Below are 16,708 nucleotides of genomic sequence, written 5' to 3' on the forward strand. Positions count from 1 at the left end.
TGTTGCCCAAAACTAATCATTAACTATTATGGCCCGCTGGGAACCAGCGGGCCTTTCTTTTTGACTATGCAACAAACTATTTTCTTTACTCCACTTCCTCCCCCATGATTTCAATCATGCCCTTTATTATGCTCTGGACCTCATTGAAGCGTTCACTTCTCTCACAACCCCGGGCAAGGTAGAGACCGCGGTTTATTTCAATCATAACGGACTGGACCCTGCTGTCCTTGCGGTAATACTTCATAGGCACCAGAGCCCCGGCAAAGGGTGAGTCGATTTTTACCGACAAATTGTGGTCCTGGAGATAATTTACCATTTTATACACCATGTTCGGTGAGGTGTGGTAGTCATCAGTGCCAATACAGATATCCGGGCGGTTTGGCTGCTGGTCAGGCTCATAAGGCAGGGGCTCAGGATAAAAGGAATGGCCATCCACAATGAGACACCTGCCATAATCGGAGAGTCGATTTTCCACCACGGCCTCCAGCCGGACGTGATGGGGATCATAGAAGGTCCTGGCCACCTCTTCCCTCTTTTCGGCAATATGCTTTCTGAATGGCTTCATTTCTGAGCTGTGGGTATAATACAGTCCCATGCCCATACGGCTCATGGACTCCTCCTTGTCATCGCGGAATCTCTCCACATCACATACCAGACGGTTAACCCTCAGATTGACCATTTCCGCCTCACAGGCAAAGAGCTCATTGCAATACCAGTCTGTCATTACCAGCATTTCGTGGCTTAGCACCTCTAAATCATAGTCTGGGATATACGCCTCTGGAATGTACAAGGATGCGTGTGGTACATGAATTACTACATTTTCTAACATTTTCATCGTCTCCTTTTGTTCTGTAAACCAAAAAGAGACGCAATGAAAAAGCCCATCGTCTTGATGGGCCCGATTTACTTTATCCTACCCATCAATCAAGCTTTAGCACCTTGCCACGTTTTCACCCGTGGCAGGTTGCTGAAGGGTCATCGAGCTTGTCTCTCGCCTTCTCTTTATGGTTAAGAATATATTTAATTATCTTGTTGCCTATACGGCAGTTATAGTGTAGCAAATCTTATATTTTCCGTCATTAAAGCGATATTAAAAATTCCTTTCAATTATTTCAGCATTTCTGCCCTGTTCTTCAACTTCCATCGCCATCTGAGTTTTCTTCCTCTATGACGGTATTAGCACTGGCTTCAATCATTTGTGTAACAACGTGATTTAACTCCGATGCCTTTTTGCTAGTAATAACCGATTTGCCTGTTCCCTCTTCAATAGCCTTCCTTGCATCGCCAGCCACCTTGCCACCTCGCTTAGCTACAGAAACATTTTGAGCAAGTCCAGATGGTTTTTCTGCTTCCGAAAATTCTTTGGCAGCCGTTTCTGCAAGCATATTTATAACTAATTCAGTTGTACTCATATTGTCCCGAAGGCTTTCCTTTTTTAGTCCTTTTAGATTTTTGTACTGACGGGTAGACATCCCACTCCACGCTCTTGTAAGTTCATCGGTAAGTACAGCATATTCTTTGCCCTGCTTTATCCCACGCTCTTTCCATTCATCCGTTAGTTCCTTGCGGGCACTGATTGCCATAAGTCGCTGATTGATCCACTCTTTGGTATATCCCTTTCGTTCATAGGTAACCACCAATCTATCAGCTATAAGCTCCGGATCGATGGTTTCATCAATACGCTCTTTACCCACCTGGGCCAGCCATAATTTAAACGGTTCTGCCTTTTTCGATGGTATTGACTGTATAATACGCAGCAGCTGTTCTGTATTTGCCACATCAGTACGTCTACGCTTACCATCGGCGGCTTTTAATTTCAACTGCTTACAATTTGTAAGCAGTTCATCTGCGCCCTCTTCACTAAGTCTTTTCTTCAAAACAGCCCAATACGTACTGGCGTGTCGTGCATCAGGTTGTTCTGTTAACACCCGCACCACATCCACAATAGAAAAATACCATTCTTCCTCCGCCTCATTCCAAGCAGTGCGAATAGGCTGGTCCTCAAACAGTTGCATATTTTCCATTTCTTCACTCATTATCCGTTTCTGCCTTTCTTACGTCCTCAAAACAGAACAACAATTCTTTTATCTCTATTATATAAAACACATATTCTATAAATCAAGTTTTTTATCAGAAATATGCAATTTCAAAAAATACCCTGTAGCTTCAATTACAAAGCTGCAGGGTATCTTGCGTATAAATTATCAATTTTTCAGAAAAATGGATTTGTTTCCCGCTCTATTCCCATGGTAGAAGCCGGGCCGTGGCCTGGGAAGACCTTGGTGGCGTCGGATACCTTGGCCAGTTTATTGCGGATGGAATCCAGAATATCCTCGGTACTGCTGCCAGGGAAATCCGTACGGCCGACAGAGCCCGCAAAGAGGGTATCCCCACTAAATAAGGCACCGCCCCCATAGAAGCACACACCGCCTGGTGTATGTCCCGGAGTATGGATAACCTTAAGACTACAGCCGCCAAAGGAAATATTGTCACCATCCTTCAGCAGCACATCCGCCTCTTCCATTTCTCCCGGTGCACCTACAAATGCCGACAAATTCTTCTTGGCATCTGTCAGCATTTCCCCATCATCCTCATGGATTGCCACAGGCACATTCAGGGCTTTCTTTACCTTGTCCAGCCCCCCGATATGGTCGAAGTGGCCATGAGTCAAAGCAATCAGCTTCACCTCTACACCTATTTCCTTAATGGCAGACAATATCTTCTCCGGGTTTCCGCCGGGATCAATTACCATTCCCTCATTTGAGTCGATATCTTTAAGGATATAGCAATTGGCGGCCACCGGGCCCACCTCAAAGCTCTTTACAGAAAAATCCATAGACTGCGAACCTCCCATCAGTCATTGCGCTTATCCGGGTTGCTGGTCATGGCACGGCTTACGCTATATATATCCTTCAGGCGGCGGATTTTCGCCATAATCTGTTCCACCTGAGAAGTGGCATGGACCTCAATACCCAGAATAATCATGGAAGTCTTGTTGTTACGGTTAGTCTTGGCATTTACAGAGGAAACATTAATCTTCATTTCTGTAGGAACTGCCAAAATGCTTGCCAAAATACCAGGATTGTCATTGCAATGTATCTCAATTTCTACTGTGTAATCACGGTCAAGACCCACATCCCAGTTTACGGCAATAACTCTGGTGGCCGCATCGCTGGTAACTGCCACATTCGGACAATCCGCACGATGAACGGATACGCCACGCCCTTTGGTAATAAAGCCAGTAATAGGGTCCCCCGGAATCGGGTTACAGCACTTGGCAAGGCGCACCAACATGCCGCCCTCACCCTCAACCAAAATACCATGGCTGGCCCTGGATTTCTTGGAGGAGCCCTGCCCCTGAGGACGCTTCAGCTTCTCCAGCATTTCAGAAACATCCTGTGGAGTATTCTCCTTCACCAGCTTTTTATGCAGCTCGATTAGCTTGGCAATAACGCCGCTAACGGTAACACCACCATAGCCAATGGCTGCCAACAGGTCCTCGGAATTGTTTATATTAAATCTAAGGCAAACCTCATTAAGCCACTCATCACGCAGAAGGTCCTTAGGGTCATAGCCCAGCTTCTTGCCTTCCTTCTCCAAAAGCTCTTGGCCCTTGGCTACATTTTCCTCGCGGCGCACTTTCTTGAACCAGCCGCGAATCTTGCTTCTGGTATCTGATGCCGCCACAATGTTAAGCCAGTCACGGCTTGGTCCCTGATTGGCCTTGTTGGTAATAATAGAAACGATATCACCATTTTTCAGCTTGTACTCCAATGGCACGATCTTGCCGTTTACCTTGGCTCCAACGCAGTGGTGACCGATTTCCGTATGAATTCTATAGGCAAAATCAATTGGCACGGACCCCTTTGGCAGGTCAATAACATCCCCCCGTGGAGTAAATACAAACACCTCATCGGAGAAAATATCCATCTTTAGGGCCTGAATGTATTCACTTGGGTCATTAAGCTCCTGCTGGAGATTTACCATCTGACGCAACCAGGACAGCTTCTTGTCATAATCATTGGCCGCAGTGGCTCCCCTGCCATTTTCCTTGTACTTCCAATGTGCCGCAACACCGTACTCGGAAATCTTGTGCATGGCAAAGGTACGAATCTGAATTTCCAGCGGAAAGCCACGGGTCATAACAGTGGTATGCAGGGACTGATAGCCATTGGATTTCGGCATGGCAATATAATCCTTGAACCGCCCCGGAATTGGCTTCCACATGGCATGGATAACGCCAAGAACCGCATAGCAGTCCTTAACGCTCTGCACCAACACCCTGATAGCTGACAGATCATAAATTTCACTTATGTCCTTATTATCCCGCTTCATCTTGCGGTAAATGCTGTAAAAATGCTTGGCACGACCGCTGATTTCCGCCTTTATACCGCTTCTTATGAGCTTGGTATGAATCTGTAAAATAGAATCCTCAATAAAACGCTGACGCTCCTGCCGCTTTTGCTTGACCTTTTCCACAAGATCATAGTAATGCTCCCGGTCAAGATAGCGCAGGCACAGATCCTCCAGCTCCCATTTAATGCTGGAAATACCCAGACGATTGGCCAAAGGTGCATATACCTCAATGGTTTCCCGGGCAATACGCTGTTGTTTTTCCTCCTTCACGAATTTAAGGGTACGCATATTATGAAGTCGGTCCGCCAGCTTTATGATAATTACGCGAATATCCTTGGCCATGGCCAAAAACAGCTTACGGTAGTTCTCTGACTGCTGCTCCACCTTGGACTGGAATTTAATCTTGCCCAATTTGGTAACACCATCAATCAGCATGGCAACCTCAGGCCCAAACATTTCCTCCATCTGCTTAATATCGTAGATGGTATCCTCCACCACATCATGTAGCAGAGCTGCTGTAATGGTTACGGCATCAATCTGAAGCTCTGTGAGTATTTTGGCCACACAGAGAGGATGTATAATATATTCTTCACCAGAAGCCCGTTTCTGGCCCTCATGGGCCGAATGAGCCAGTTCATAAGCCCTGCGGACAAGGTCCACATCCGCATTAGGCTGATATTTCAACAACGCATTAATAATATCATCAATTGTAACATCCGCCGTTGCACCGGCTGGAACTGGGGTATAAATATCCACATTTACAGAAGTTGAATTGGCATCCATTGTCATCACCGCCATTCAATACACAAATTTTAGTCAAACTTTTATTAATTATAGCATATTTTCATAATTCTCTATACATAAAAATAGCTACAATCCTCTATTTTCCTCTTTTTTCGTAAAGGAAAGGGAATAGCTCTTAGCTATCCCCCTGCTTAAATCATATAATTATCCAAACTATTCATTAAGACGGCAAAAGGTCTCAGAATCCTGTAAATTCATCTTGCCAGTACCTTCTACCAAGTGACACACACCAGCATCATCCACACTCATCAATCCCAGCTCCTGAAATATTTTTAATCCATATTCAGCAGCCTTGGTCTCTGACTGCCTGCCATCCATGCGCATTCTCATAGCCAGCCAGGCAGGATCCATTAATACGGGCTTTTCTTCATCATGACACTGTTTGAGAAACAGATACAGCTCCTTTAGAAATTCCCTGTCAACACTGATAGGCTTTTCATCATCCAAAGGGGTGTCCAGACTTCTTATTATACACTGAAGGTTGCGATTGCCTTCCCATTCGTTTATTCCCAGCTCATAAACAAGATTCTGGGGCTGAGAATTCATTTTATCCAAATCCTCATTCATATTGAAGGCCACAGCCTTTACATAGCGATTACCATCTGTGATGCTAAAACGCATGTGGCGATTTTCTATACCCATATAAGAGGCATACGCAGTCCTGACCCCCTTACAGCCGAATAGCGGACTGTCGTTTTTCATACCGCAGGGCTCCAGCAATGCCAGCTCATCTACCATTTCCATGGTAACATCCAATGGGGAAATCTCCTGATCCAATTCATAAAAGGGAATATATTGCTCTGCTGTCATCTGGCGCTTGGCCTCAATCTCCATAAGCCGTCTGAACTCAGGAATATTTTCTTCTTTAATGGTGAGACCTGCCGCCCCTTCATGGCCACCGAACTGTACCAGCACGTCCTTGCAATTTTCCAGTGCCTCATAGAGGTTAAAGCCCTCTATACTGCGGGCAGACCCCTTTCCTATGCCATCCTTCAGGCTGATAACAATAGTAGGCTTATAATACTTGGAATCCAGTCCCGCTGCTGTTAGTCCAATAACACCATGATGCCAGTTCTCTCCAGCTACTACCAGCACACGTGTATTGTCCACGTCCACACCCTTAAGCTGTTCCTCGGCCTCCAGCTGCATATCATCCTTCAGCTTTTTACGCTCTTCATTAATACCATTAAGCTCCAAAGCTATAGCATCTGCTTTGGTACTGTCCACAGCAGTCAGAAGGTCAACTCCCAGGGTTGCACTGCTAAGTCTCCCTGCCGCATTAATGCGTGGTGCCAGCATAAAGCCCACCACCATACTGGTAACCGGCTTGCCAAGACAGCCAGCTGCCTCCAGCAAGGCCTTTACCCCCACCATATTGGAGTTTTCTATAGCCTTTAATCCCAAACTCACAATACGTCTGTTTTCGTTGGTAAGGGGCACCGCATCGGCCACCGTCCCCAGGGCCACCAGCTCCAGGCCACGATCATTGAGAGGCTCTCCCTTTATTCTTTGCCAAAGGGCCTGACACAGCTTAAAGGCAATGCCAACGCCTGCCAGCTCCGGGCATGGATACTTGGAATCCTTTCTGTGTGCATCCACCACTGCCACAGCCTGGGGAAGCTCATCCCCCGGAAGATGGTGATCCGTAACGATAACATCCATTCGCCCGGCTACAGCCTTTATTTCCTCCACGGATTTAACACCGCAGTCCACAGTAATGAGAAGGTCTATCCCCCTATTAACCAATTTCTCCATGGCTTCAGCATGAAGACCATAGCCCTCTGTGAGCCTGTCAGGAATATAGTAGTCAACCTTCACTCCCAGTTCCTTGAAGGTAATCATCAATAGGGAGGTAGCGGTAATTCCATCGCAATCATAATCGCCATAGATGGCAATTCTTTCCTTTTTTTCAATAGCATCAGCTATACGCTCTATTGCCTTATCCATATCCGGCAACAAATAGGGATCACAATATTCAAACCGTTCAGGGTGAAGGAATATTTCTCCCTTTTCCCTGGTATCAATTCCCCGATTTATCAATGCTCCTGCCAGTAACTGTGATATACCCAACTTAGCCGCCAGTTCGGCGGTTCTTTCCCCGGAATAGGGCTTAATTCTCCATTTTTTTAGCATCAAAACCAACTCCTATAACTATTACCTAAAAAACTTCGAGAAAACTTTTCAAAATCCTCTTTTGTGTGCAAAACACCCGGGAGTCAGTTTTCAATACATAATTCACACAAAATCATCAGCCCTTACACGAAAAAGGAGCCCCATAACTTGGAGCTCCAATTTTTCACCGATTTTCCTCAAGTCTCATAAGTACGAAGCACAGGTCTGAAACCCTGTTAATATATAATCTGTCACTGTCGTGGACTATCTCCTGCTCCGCCAGGTCCAAAATAGCCCTTTCAGCTCTCCTTATAAAGGTTCTGGCCAGATCTAAGCAGGATCCTCCCTGGGATTCTCCCGCAATCAGAAACTCATGCAGAGGCGGCAGCTTTGCCTCAATACCGTCAATTATTGACTCCAGTTCATTCACATGTTCATTGGTAATCAATGGCTCCTGATCCAGGGAGGCCAAATCTGCCATGAGCAAGCCGTTGTTTTTCTGAAGCTTCAGGATAATTTCCTTCACCTCATCATTTTTACAAAAGGCTCTTGCCATACCAAGGGCTGAACTTACCTCATCAATAGTACCGTAGGCTTTCACCCGCAGGGAATTCTTCGCAACGCGCTGACCTGTATAAAGGCCAGTTGTTCCCTTATCGCCGGTTTTGGTATAAACACTCATAACTTCATAGCCTCCTCTTTCACATCTCTTATGCCTGTCCCATACTTATCAGTCAAAAATCTCAGTAGCACTAAAGTATAAGGAAATCTCTCTTGCTGCACTCTCCGGTGAGTCGGAAGCATGAACTGCATTGCGGCTGCCACTGGAAGCATAGAGCTTGCGGATAGTTCCCTCATCAGCATCTGCCGGATTAGTTTTACCATTAATCTTGCGTACATTGGCAATAGCATCCTCACCAGCCAATACCATGGCAATAATCGGACCGGAGGTCATAAAGCCTACCAGATCATCATAATAAGGACGACCAATATGCTCCACATAGTGCTGGGATGCCAGCTTTTCATCCATCTGAAGCATCTTAACAGCCAAAACCTCCAGGCCCTTTTCCTCGTAAATCTTGAAAATATCACCAATGTGATGTGCCTTCATGGCATCTGGCTTAATGAGTACCAATGTCTTTTCCATCTTGAAACAATTCTCCTTTTAAATACCTCAATTTTTGATTTGCTTTTACAAATCCTTTAAATCCTTACTATACACCTTGGCAAGATCACTGTGGGCATCAGCAGACTCCTGAAGAGCATTAATTTCCTCTTCTGTGAGAGGGCGTATCAGCTTAGCAGGATTGCCATATACCATAGAATTTGGTGGGATTTTCTTATTCTGTGGAATAAATGAGTTTGCACCAATAATGCAGTTTTCGCCAATCTCAGTGTACCCCATAATCACTGTTCCCATACCAATAAGACAATTATCATTTATCTTGCTGCAATGTACCACCACATTATGGCCAATGGTAACGTTGTTGCCGATAATTGTCGGAGTATCCCACATGGTATGAATGGTACAGTTGTCCTGAATGTTAGAGTTGTTGCCAATAACCACCTTGTTAATATCCCCACGGACAACGGAACTGAACCAGACACTGCTGTTATCGCCGATTTTAACATCACCGGCCACCGCAGCATTTGGTGCGACGTAAACATTCTTACCTAGCTCAGGCTTTTTTTCAGCCAACGCAAAAACATTTCCCATAAAAATACCTCCCTCAAGATGTATCCTCAATTAATTATAACAAAGTTGTCATACAAATTCTAGTCTTTCAGCCATTGTGCACAAGCCCTGACCCGCTTTTGCCATAGCCAATCCCCCAGTGCCTTTCCCCGAACTCCCTCAGGAGCCATATTTCCATCAATGGATAAAAGCACATCTCTAAGCTCTGTATAACGCTCCAGATATTTCGGAAGCTGTCCATGGTCAGCCCTTATAATATGGCAAAAATCTTCAGGGGGAAGATAACTGGACATTTTGTGCAAATGAAGAATCAGTTCTGTTATTTTCCCCGGCTTTTGCATCAACGGGGCCCGCATGTGCTCCTCAATAACCAGACTACCTGCCCGTATCCACTGATTGGGAAATTTAGCCCGTTTATTCCAGCTCTTAAGGACATCCAGCCCCTTTTTTTCATGGTCATAATGATGGGGCAGCATTTCTTTTGTAGTAACACCTTTTCCAATATCGTGAACAAGGCCCGCAAAAACGGCCACCACATTGTCAGTGGAGGCTGCCACCTTATCTGCCACCAACATGGTGTGATTGTAGGCATCTCCCTCCGGATGAAAATCCACAGGCTGAGTCTTGCCAATGAGTGCATAAATCTCAGGAAACAGGGTTTCCAAAAGCTCTGACTTGCTAAGAACTTGAAAGAACACTGATGGCTTGCTGGATTCCAATGCCTTCTTCAGCTCCCCAAAAATTCTTTCCGAAGGCTCCCCCATTAATTCCTCCCGGCAGCCCATCATGGCATCTATAAGCTCTTCTGAAACCTCAAAGCCCAGCTGAGTTGCCTGCCGTGCAACTCTTAAAGCCCGCACCGGATCCTCGGAAAAATGCTTTGATATGGGGCGCAGTATTTTATCCTCAATATCCCGTCTGCCACCATATAAATCAATGATATTTCCAGTAAGCACCTCCATGGCTATACTGTTCACTGTGGTATCACGCCTGTAAAGGTCATCCTCAATGGTAATATCCTCATGGGCCACTATTTCAAAGCCTGTATATCCTGTGCCAACCTTTCGTTCCTTTCTGGCAAAGGCCACCTCACAGCTTATCCCGTCTATTTTTACAAGGAAAACCGGAAATGCATTACCTATGAGCTTGGCATCAGGAAAGCATATTGCAAAATTTTCCTTGGATAAGCCCACCACCACATAATCCTTGTCATGGGGATCCTTGCCCATGAGCTTGTCACGGACCCAGCCTCCCACTATATAAAGAGTTCCCCCGGCATCTCTTATCTGTATGGCAAATTCATTTTCTGTCATTTATTCACCGCCCCAGCTCTATTATCTTTTAAAATTCGTTGTTTTACCTAAAATTCCTGCATAACTGCACCAAAAAACTGCCGTAACCATGTCACAGCAGTTTCCACATTGAAACTCATTTTCTATTCAATAAGGCGAGCCCCTTCTTTATCAATATCAAGAATCATATAAGCGGACTCCACATTATTCGCCTTAAAGGCTCTCTGCATAGCTTCAGCTACACTTCTCTCATTACCGGAGGCAAGAGCCATAAGGCATGGACCAGCCCCGCTGAGAAACGCCCCCAGAGCTCCTTCCTTTCTGGCGGCCTTAAACACATCATACATTCCTGGTATAAGCTCAGCCCGATAAGGCTGGTGAAGAGCATCATCAAAGGCATTTCTCAGAAAATGTCTGCTCCCCTTTATAAAAGCCGCTATCATCATGGCCGTACTACCAATATTGACTATAGCATCAGCCCGATCCACCTTCTCCGGCAACACTTCTCTGGCCGCCTTGGTAGGCAAAAAGAAATCCGGAACCACAACCACCATCTTAAAACGAATCTTTGGAATAAATCTAAAGGTTTCCGGCCAGCCATTTCTCACGGTGCTTATGGTCATACCGCCAAAAATAGCCGGTGCCACATTATCGGGGTGTCCCTCAATATCCGTAGCTATTTTTAATAGGTCACGATTCTTTAACGGATTCCCCAAAGCCTCATTAGCTGCCTTAATACCGCCAACGATGGCAGTAGCACTGCTTCCCAGGCCTCTGGAAAGGGGCACATGGTTATCCATCACAATTCTGGCACCCTTAAATTCATCGGCACAGCCCACTCTGCGAAGTACCTTCTGAATTGAACGCCATACAATATTGCGGGAGGTTCTGGGAATATTTTCCGCACCCTCACCGTGAATCTCAATCTCCAGACCTTCCTCCCTAAGAAGTGTAAGCTCCAGATCGTTGTAGCAGGAGCATGCTATTCCCAAAGTATCAAAGCCCGGCCCCAAATTTGCCGAAGTTCCCGGAACTCTTACTTTAACTGTCTTTGCATCCATAACATTGCCCCCTAATAAATTCCATCAGTCTCCCTCAACACGAATAATATTGCAGATTTTATCCACAACCGAGAGACTACGTAAAAGCTCTGCAGCTTTTTCCAGCTTTTTATGCTTTACCACATGGGTAACAGCCACAATCTCCGCATGATTATTTACCATACGGGTCTGAATAACAGATTTTAGGCTTACCTCGCTGTCGCCAAAGGCTGTAGCAATTGCCGCCAGAACCCCCGGCTCATCATCCACATGGAGACGAACGTAATAAGAGGATTCCGTATCCGCCAGAGGGCAGATTTCCCGCTTATTATAGCAGGTGCAACTAACCACAGCAGAATTCCCCATAACCATATTACGGGCAACTGCAATAATATCAGCCAACACAGCAGAAGCCGTTGGCAGGGAACCAGCACCTCGACCATAAAACATGGCATCTCCAATGGCATTGCCCCTAAGGAATATTGCATTGAATACATCATTAACTGATGCCAATGGATGAGTCTGTGGTAAAAATACAGGATGAACCCGTACATTAACTCCCTTGTCGCCATAATCCTTGGCCACAGCCAACAGCTTTATGACATAGTCCAGCTGCTTGGCATAGGCAATATCGGCAGCCTCGATTTTGGTAATGCCCTCCACGTAAACGCTGTCCAGATGAATTCTCGTATTAAAGGCAATGGATCCCAAAATAGCAGCCTTTCTAGCTGCATCCATACCCTCCACATCAGCCGCTGGATTAGCTTCAGCATATCCCTTGGCCTGGGCCTCCTTTAGCACTTCATCATAATCACTACCATCCTGGGTCATCTTTGTAAGCATATAATTGGTGGTGCCATTTACAATACCCATAATGGAACTGATTTTATTGCCGGTAAGACATTGCTTTAATGGGGTAATAATTGGAATACCGCCACCTACGCTGGCCTCAAACATAAAGTCCACCTTATTGGCCTCCGCGGCAGAAAACAGCTCCTCCCCGGACTGGGCCACAGCATCCTTGTTGGCAGTTACCACATGCTTACCAGCCTTCATGGACTTTACCATGTATTCAATGGCCGGATGAAGTCCACCCATGAGCTCAACTACAATACTGATATCAGGGTCATTTAGTATTTCATCAATGCTATCAGTAATCTTGATGCCATCGAGATTTTCCCGTTTCTTGGTCAAATCCCGAACCAAAACGGTTTTAATGCCGATTTCGCAGCCCACGCGCTGCTCGATATCCCTTACATTTTTCTTTAAGACCTCAACAACTCCGGATCCTACAGTACCGGAGCCCAACAGTCCAATCTGAATTTTTTTCCCCATAAAGCCCTGTTACTCCCCTCACGCCTGAGCCTGGCCAAGAACCTCTAATCTCTTTACTCCATCAACCATACGGAGCTTATCAAGCAGGGCCTCCAGATCTACAGACAGATTTACAGTTTCAATGGAAACAGTAGCATTAGCCACACCCTGAAGAGGAATTCCCTGGTTAATGGTAAGAACGCTGCCAGAGTCATTGGAAATAGTATTGAGTACACTGGAAAGAACGCCCTTCTTGTGCTCCAAAAGGAAGGTCAGGGTAACAATCTTGTTCTGACTTGCCTCATAGAATGGGAATACATAGTCCTTATACTTGTAATAAGCGCTGCGGCTAAGCTCCATCTTTTCAACAGCCTCATTAATAGTGCGGGCATTTCCACGCTTCAGCATTTCCTTAACCCGAATGGTCTTCTTTATTGCTTCTGGCAAAATTTCTTCTCTAACAAGGAAAAATCCGCTTTTCTCTTTTGATGTCATATTTTTTCCTCCGTACACTATAAGTGGATATATTTCTACATACAAGGGATATTATACACTGTATCCTCTGAGATGACAATAGTATTTTCGCCCAAAACGTAAAAATGGGTACTCATAATACATACGAGCACCCATTTTGTCTACATATCAAATACATTATTTAGCGGCTTTAATCTTACTCTCCGTACCATTCAGGAGACGTTCAATATTTGATTTATGACGATAAATAATAAAGATTGCCGCCAGGGTACCAAAGCCGATATAAACCATAGGCATATCGAAAATAAGGGCAAGAATCGGCACCAGTGCCGCGCCCACTATAGAACCTAAGGATACATACCGGGTTACAAAGACAATTGCCAGCCAAACCAAAAATACGATGGCCGCAACCACTGGCATAAGCATAATAAGAACTCCCAAACCAGTGGACACACTTTTTCCGCCCTTAAATTTGAGAAAAAGTGACCAGGAATGGCCTACAACGGCCAAAATTCCACAAATAACACCATACTCAGGATGATCAGGGAAACCGCCGGCATAATAAATACCCAGACCTGCTCCCAAAAAGCCCTTCAGCATATCCAATACAAAAATGGATATGCCCGCAGGCTTGCCAATAGTTCTCCAAGCATTGGTGGCACCAATATTTTTACTGCCATGCTCCCTAAGGTCAACTCCCCAAATAGCCTTTCCTAAAATAAGACCATTTGGAATAGAACCAATTACATAGCTTAATACACAAGCAATTATCAGCTCCAGCATCAGATATCCTCCTCTTCCTTACGACCACGAACAATCAGCTTCAACGGCGTGCCCTCAAAGCCAAAGCTCTCACGGAGACGATTCTCCAAAAATCTCAGATAAGAGAAGTGCATAAGCTCCGGATCATTTACAAACACGATGAACTTAGGAGGCCTAATATCCGCCTGAGTCATGAAATAAATCTTCAGCTGCTTGCCCCGATGGGATGGTGGCGGATTTACAGAAACCGCATCACGAATAAGCTCATTCAATACACTGGTCTGAATGCGCATGGACTGCTGATCAGCCACATACTTTACCAGCTCCACAATACGAGGAATACGCTGATGGGTCAGGGCAGAGGTATACAGAACCGGTGCATACTGCAAAAAGCCAAGCTCATCACGAAGGTCCTCAGTAAATCTCAAGGTGGACTTATCATCCTTGTCAGGGAAAATATCCCATTTATTTACAATAATTACCACGCCCTTGCCAGACTCATGGGCATAGCCGGCAATTTTCTTATCCTGCTCGGTAATACCCTCAAAGGCATTAATAACCATAAGAACCACATCGGCGCGGTCCACAGCACGAAGGGAACGCATTACACTATAACGCTCAACTGCTTCATCAATCTTTCCCTTGCGACGCATACCGGCAGTATCAATAAGCATAAACTTGTTCCCATCGGACACAAAATGGGTATCAATGGCATCTCTGGTTGTACCGGCCACATCACTTACGATAACCCGTTCCTCGCCAATGAGTGCATTAACAATGGAGGATTTGCCCACATTTGGACGGCCGATAACAGCAATACTGATTTCATCCTCTTCCTTTTCCTCATAATCATTCTTAGGGAAGGATTCCACCACAGCATCCAAAAGATCACCAAGGCCAAGAGCATTGGAAGCAGAAATACCAATAGGGTCACCAAGGCCCAAATTATAAAATTCGTAGATATTGGCTTCCAGCTGAGGACTGTCAATCTTATTAATGGCCAAAACCACCGGCTTCTTGGCGGAACGCAGCATGTGTCCCACTTCTTCATCAGCAGAGGTTAGGCCTACACGACCATCCACCACAAATACAATAACATCAGCCTCCTCCATGGCAATCTTTGCCTGCTGGCGCATGGAGCGGAGTATCTGATCGCTTTCATCAAATTCAATACCGCCGGTATCAATCATGGTAAAGGTATGATTGAGCCATTCAGCATCCATATATATGCGGTCTCTGGTAACACCTGGCATATCATCAACTATGGATACCCGGCGCTTGCCAATCTGATTAAATAAAGTGGACTTGCCCACATTCGGGCGTCCAACGATAGCTACTATAGGCTTACTCATTGTTGTGGCCTCCTCTCTTGGTATATGCAGCATTACTCTGCCACATATAAGCAGCTGCCTCACCATCTACTCCCTGGTAATTTTCAAAATCGGTAAGGGCATTGAAATAGTCCTTGCCATCACCTACTGTCTCCACACGACCATGGAACCAGCTCTTGAAATCATCCAGCGAAACATCATCTAAAAATATATTATCTCCAGCTCTAAGGGCAGACTCAGGAATCAAAATCCCGTCAAAGGTCTCCCCTAAAGAATCCATTGCACTTTTCATATCATGGGCAGTCAACAGCCCGGATACATTTACTGTGGTTCCAAAGTGGTTATTAGGAACCGGAACTATGGTAACCTCAAGATTTCCCACTGCCAGCTCATCTGCCAACTTTCTGAACATTGGTGCCACAGCAGTTCCTGTCATAACTGCCAGCCTGATTTTATTATCATAGCCCTTTGACTGAAGCTCAGTATCATTACGGGCAGAGGAAAACTCCTCCATAAAATTACGGGCCAGACCTATACCATTATCCAGCTGTGGAAACCCATCGTAAACTTCTGCAGGAGGAACCTCTTTTCCTGCCAAAAAATAGAATTCGTCACCTAAATATACAAAGGTTCTGCCTGTAGCCTCACGTTCCTGCTTCTGGAACTTTTCCACTTGTTCAATCACCCTTAGGGCGCTTTCCCTATCAAATCCCTTTAAAGGGTATTTATCCTGTCGAAACTTTGTAAGTCCCACGGGAACAATAGCCATGGACAGGGCATGTGGCTTTCTTGCCAGAATATCCCGTATGGATCGGTCCAATTCCTCACCGTCATTAAGGTCACGGCAAAGTACAATCTGGGTGTGATACTCCACGTCAGCCTTCTCCAGCTTATCCAGCTGGGTCATCAGATTACCCGCCGTCTTGCAGCGAAGTATCTGACATCTTAGCTCCGGATTGGTACACTGGACAGAAACAAACAATGGTGACAAATGATATTGCTTTATACGCTTAAAATCATTGTCCACCATATTGGTCATTGTAACAAAATTGCCATATAAAAATGACAGACGATAGTCGTCATCCTTTATATTTAAAGTCTCACGCATACCGGGAGCCACCTGGTCCACGAAACAAAAATAGCAGTTGTTGGCACACTTGCGGATACCATCAAATACTGCAGATTCGAACTCGACCCCCAGCTCCTCATCGTAATCCTTGTCAAATTCCAGCATTTCCTGATCGCCATTCTCATGCTCGACCAGCATATCTATTTCTTCATCAGCGAAGGCAAAGCTAAGGTCTATAATGTCCCGGAGCTTCATACCATTCACTTCGATTATCTTGTCTCCCGGAACCAGCTCCAGCTCCTCAGCCAGACTACCAGGCTCCACGGACAGTATTTTACCGTAGCCCATACATTCTCCTGTTTTTCTTTTATATATAAATATCTAATTAAACTGTAAATAGGGAGTGATGAAATCATCACTCCCCAATAATAATCATTATACAGTTAAAGCCCAAGGCC

Annotated in this window: 15 protein-coding genes and 1 riboswitch; all 15 genes read right to left on the reverse strand. The window is 45.3% G+C overall.

Annotation, left to right across the window (positions count from 1 at the left end; genetic code table 11):
• Nucleotides 1–85: 85 nt before the first annotated feature.
• The 15 genes from T355_RS0101415 to T355_RS0101485 all read right to left on the reverse strand — a co-directional run bounded on the left by T355_RS0101415 (nucleotide 86) and on the right by T355_RS0101485 (nucleotide 16,598).
• Nucleotides 86–829, reverse strand: coding sequence for an N-formylglutamate amidohydrolase (locus tag T355_RS0101415; protein ID WP_027396185.1), 744 nt, complete (start codon nucleotides 827–829; stop codon nucleotides 86–88).
• Nucleotides 830–914: 85 nt separating this feature from the next.
• Nucleotides 915–1,011: riboswitch (SAM riboswitch) on the reverse strand.
• 122 nt (nucleotides 1,012–1,133) lie between these two features.
• Nucleotides 1,134–2,036, reverse strand: coding sequence for a Bro-N domain-containing protein (locus tag T355_RS0101420; RefSeq protein WP_231482950.1), 903 nt, complete (start codon nucleotides 2,034–2,036; stop codon nucleotides 1,134–1,136).
• A gap of 176 nt (nucleotides 2,037–2,212) precedes the next feature.
• Nucleotides 2,213–2,836 (reverse strand): MBL fold metallo-hydrolase, encoded by a 624-nt coding sequence (locus T355_RS0101425; RefSeq protein ID WP_027396187.1) that lies wholly within the window; start codon nucleotides 2,834–2,836, stop codon nucleotides 2,213–2,215.
• A 17-nt stretch (nucleotides 2,837–2,853) separates the two neighbouring features.
• Nucleotides 2,854–5,139, reverse strand: a complete 2,286-nt coding sequence (locus T355_RS0101430) for a RelA/SpoT family protein (protein ID WP_081777578.1) — start codon at nucleotides 5,137–5,139, stop codon at nucleotides 2,854–2,856.
• Nucleotides 5,140–5,313: 174 nt separating this feature from the next.
• Entirely contained in the window at nucleotides 5,314–7,293 is a 1,980-nt protein-coding gene (gene recJ, locus T355_RS0101435) for a single-stranded-DNA-specific exonuclease RecJ (RefSeq protein WP_027396189.1), read from the reverse strand.
• 163 nt (nucleotides 7,294–7,456) lie between these two features.
• Nucleotides 7,457–7,954, reverse strand: a complete 498-nt coding sequence (locus T355_RS0101440) for a cob(I)yrinic acid a,c-diamide adenosyltransferase (RefSeq protein ID WP_027396190.1) — start codon at nucleotides 7,952–7,954, stop codon at nucleotides 7,457–7,459.
• Between the two features lie 48 nt (nucleotides 7,955–8,002).
• On the reverse strand, nucleotides 8,003–8,419 hold the full coding sequence (gene ndk / locus T355_RS0101445) for a nucleoside-diphosphate kinase (RefSeq protein ID WP_027396191.1): 417 nt from the start codon (nucleotides 8,417–8,419) through the stop codon (nucleotides 8,003–8,005).
• 45 nt (nucleotides 8,420–8,464) lie between these two features.
• Entirely contained in the window at nucleotides 8,465–8,989 is a 525-nt protein-coding gene (locus T355_RS0101450) for a gamma carbonic anhydrase family protein (RefSeq protein ID WP_027396192.1), read from the reverse strand.
• Nucleotides 8,990–9,048: 59 nt separating this feature from the next.
• Nucleotides 9,049–10,281 carry an HD domain-containing protein gene (locus T355_RS0101455; protein ID WP_027396193.1) on the reverse strand — a complete coding sequence of 411 codons (1,233 nt, stop codon included), beginning with the start codon at nucleotides 10,279–10,281 and terminating at the stop codon, nucleotides 9,049–9,051.
• A gap of 122 nt (nucleotides 10,282–10,403) precedes the next feature.
• Nucleotides 10,404–11,321 (reverse strand): homoserine kinase, encoded by a 918-nt coding sequence (gene thrB, locus T355_RS0101460; protein ID WP_027396194.1) that lies wholly within the window; start codon nucleotides 11,319–11,321, stop codon nucleotides 10,404–10,406.
• Between the two features lie 24 nt (nucleotides 11,322–11,345).
• Entirely contained in the window at nucleotides 11,346–12,635 is a 1,290-nt protein-coding gene (locus T355_RS0101465; RefSeq protein ID WP_027396195.1) for a homoserine dehydrogenase, read from the reverse strand.
• Between the two features lie 18 nt (nucleotides 12,636–12,653).
• Complete coding sequence (locus T355_RS0101470; RefSeq protein WP_027396196.1) at nucleotides 12,654–13,109, reverse strand: ACT domain-containing protein; 456 nt, start codon at nucleotides 13,107–13,109, stop codon at nucleotides 12,654–12,656.
• Between the two features lie 156 nt (nucleotides 13,110–13,265).
• Complete coding sequence (gene plsY / locus T355_RS0101475; protein ID WP_027396197.1) at nucleotides 13,266–13,871, reverse strand: glycerol-3-phosphate 1-O-acyltransferase PlsY; 606 nt, start codon at nucleotides 13,869–13,871, stop codon at nucleotides 13,266–13,268.
• Nucleotides 13,871–15,202 carry a ribosome biogenesis GTPase Der gene (gene der / locus T355_RS0101480; protein WP_027396198.1) on the reverse strand — a complete coding sequence of 444 codons (1,332 nt, stop codon included), beginning with the start codon at nucleotides 15,200–15,202 and terminating at the stop codon, nucleotides 13,871–13,873. Before der ends, plsY begins: the two co-directional genes overlap by 1 nt.
• Nucleotides 15,195–16,598 carry a DUF512 domain-containing protein gene (locus T355_RS0101485; protein ID WP_027396199.1) on the reverse strand — a complete coding sequence of 468 codons (1,404 nt, stop codon included), beginning with the start codon at nucleotides 16,596–16,598 and terminating at the stop codon, nucleotides 15,195–15,197. Before T355_RS0101485 ends, der begins: the two co-directional genes overlap by 8 nt.
• Nucleotides 16,599–16,708: the final 110 nt, after the last annotated feature.

This window comes from Anaerovibrio lipolyticus LB2005 (assembly GCF_000621545.1).
Lineage (GTDB): Bacteria > Bacillota > Negativicutes > Selenomonadales > Selenomonadaceae > Anaerovibrio > Anaerovibrio lipolyticus_A.

Excerpts from the sequence above, each read along its gene's own strand:
- plsY (WP_027396197.1), bottom strand. The coding sequence starts at position 13,871 with ATGCTGGAGCTGATAATTGCTTGTGTATTAAGCTATGTAATTGGTTCT.
- T355_RS0101485 (WP_027396199.1), bottom strand. The coding sequence starts at position 16,598 with ATGGGCTACGGTAAAATACTGTCCGTGGAGCCTGGTAGTCTGGCTGAG.
- ndk (WP_027396191.1), bottom strand. The coding sequence starts at position 8,419 with ATGGAAAAGACATTGGTACTCATTAAGCCAGATGCCATGAAGGCACAT.
- thrB (WP_027396194.1), bottom strand. The coding sequence starts at position 11,321 with ATGGATGCAAAGACAGTTAAAGTAAGAGTTCCGGGAACTTCGGCAAAT.
- T355_RS0101450 (WP_027396192.1), bottom strand. The coding sequence starts at position 8,989 with ATGGGAAATGTTTTTGCGTTGGCTGAAAAAAAGCCTGAGCTAGGTAAG.
- T355_RS0101470 (WP_027396196.1), bottom strand. The coding sequence starts at position 13,109 with ATGACATCAAAAGAGAAAAGCGGATTTTTCCTTGTTAGAGAAGAAATT.
- recJ (WP_027396189.1), bottom strand. The coding sequence starts at position 7,293 with ATGCTAAAAAAATGGAGAATTAAGCCCTATTCCGGGGAAAGAACCGCC.
- der (WP_027396198.1), bottom strand. The coding sequence starts at position 15,202 with ATGAGTAAGCCTATAGTAGCTATCGTTGGACGCCCGAATGTGGGCAAG.
- T355_RS0101430 (WP_081777578.1), bottom strand. The coding sequence starts at position 5,139 with ATGGATGCCAATTCAACTTCTGTAAATGTGGATATTTATACCCCAGTT.
- T355_RS0101465 (WP_027396195.1), bottom strand. The coding sequence starts at position 12,635 with ATGGGGAAAAAAATTCAGATTGGACTGTTGGGCTCCGGTACTGTAGGA.
- T355_RS0101415 (WP_027396185.1), bottom strand. The coding sequence starts at position 829 with ATGTTAGAAAATGTAGTAATTCATGTACCACACGCATCCTTGTACATT.
- T355_RS0101420 (WP_231482950.1), bottom strand. The coding sequence starts at position 2,036 with ATGAGTGAAGAAATGGAAAATATGCAACTGTTTGAGGACCAGCCTATT.
- T355_RS0101455 (WP_027396193.1), bottom strand. The coding sequence starts at position 10,281 with ATGACAGAAAATGAATTTGCCATACAGATAAGAGATGCCGGGGGAACT.
- T355_RS0101440 (WP_027396190.1), bottom strand. The coding sequence starts at position 7,954 with ATGAGTGTTTATACCAAAACCGGCGATAAGGGAACAACTGGCCTTTAT.
- T355_RS0101425 (WP_027396187.1), bottom strand. The coding sequence starts at position 2,836 with ATGGATTTTTCTGTAAAGAGCTTTGAGGTGGGCCCGGTGGCCGCCAAT.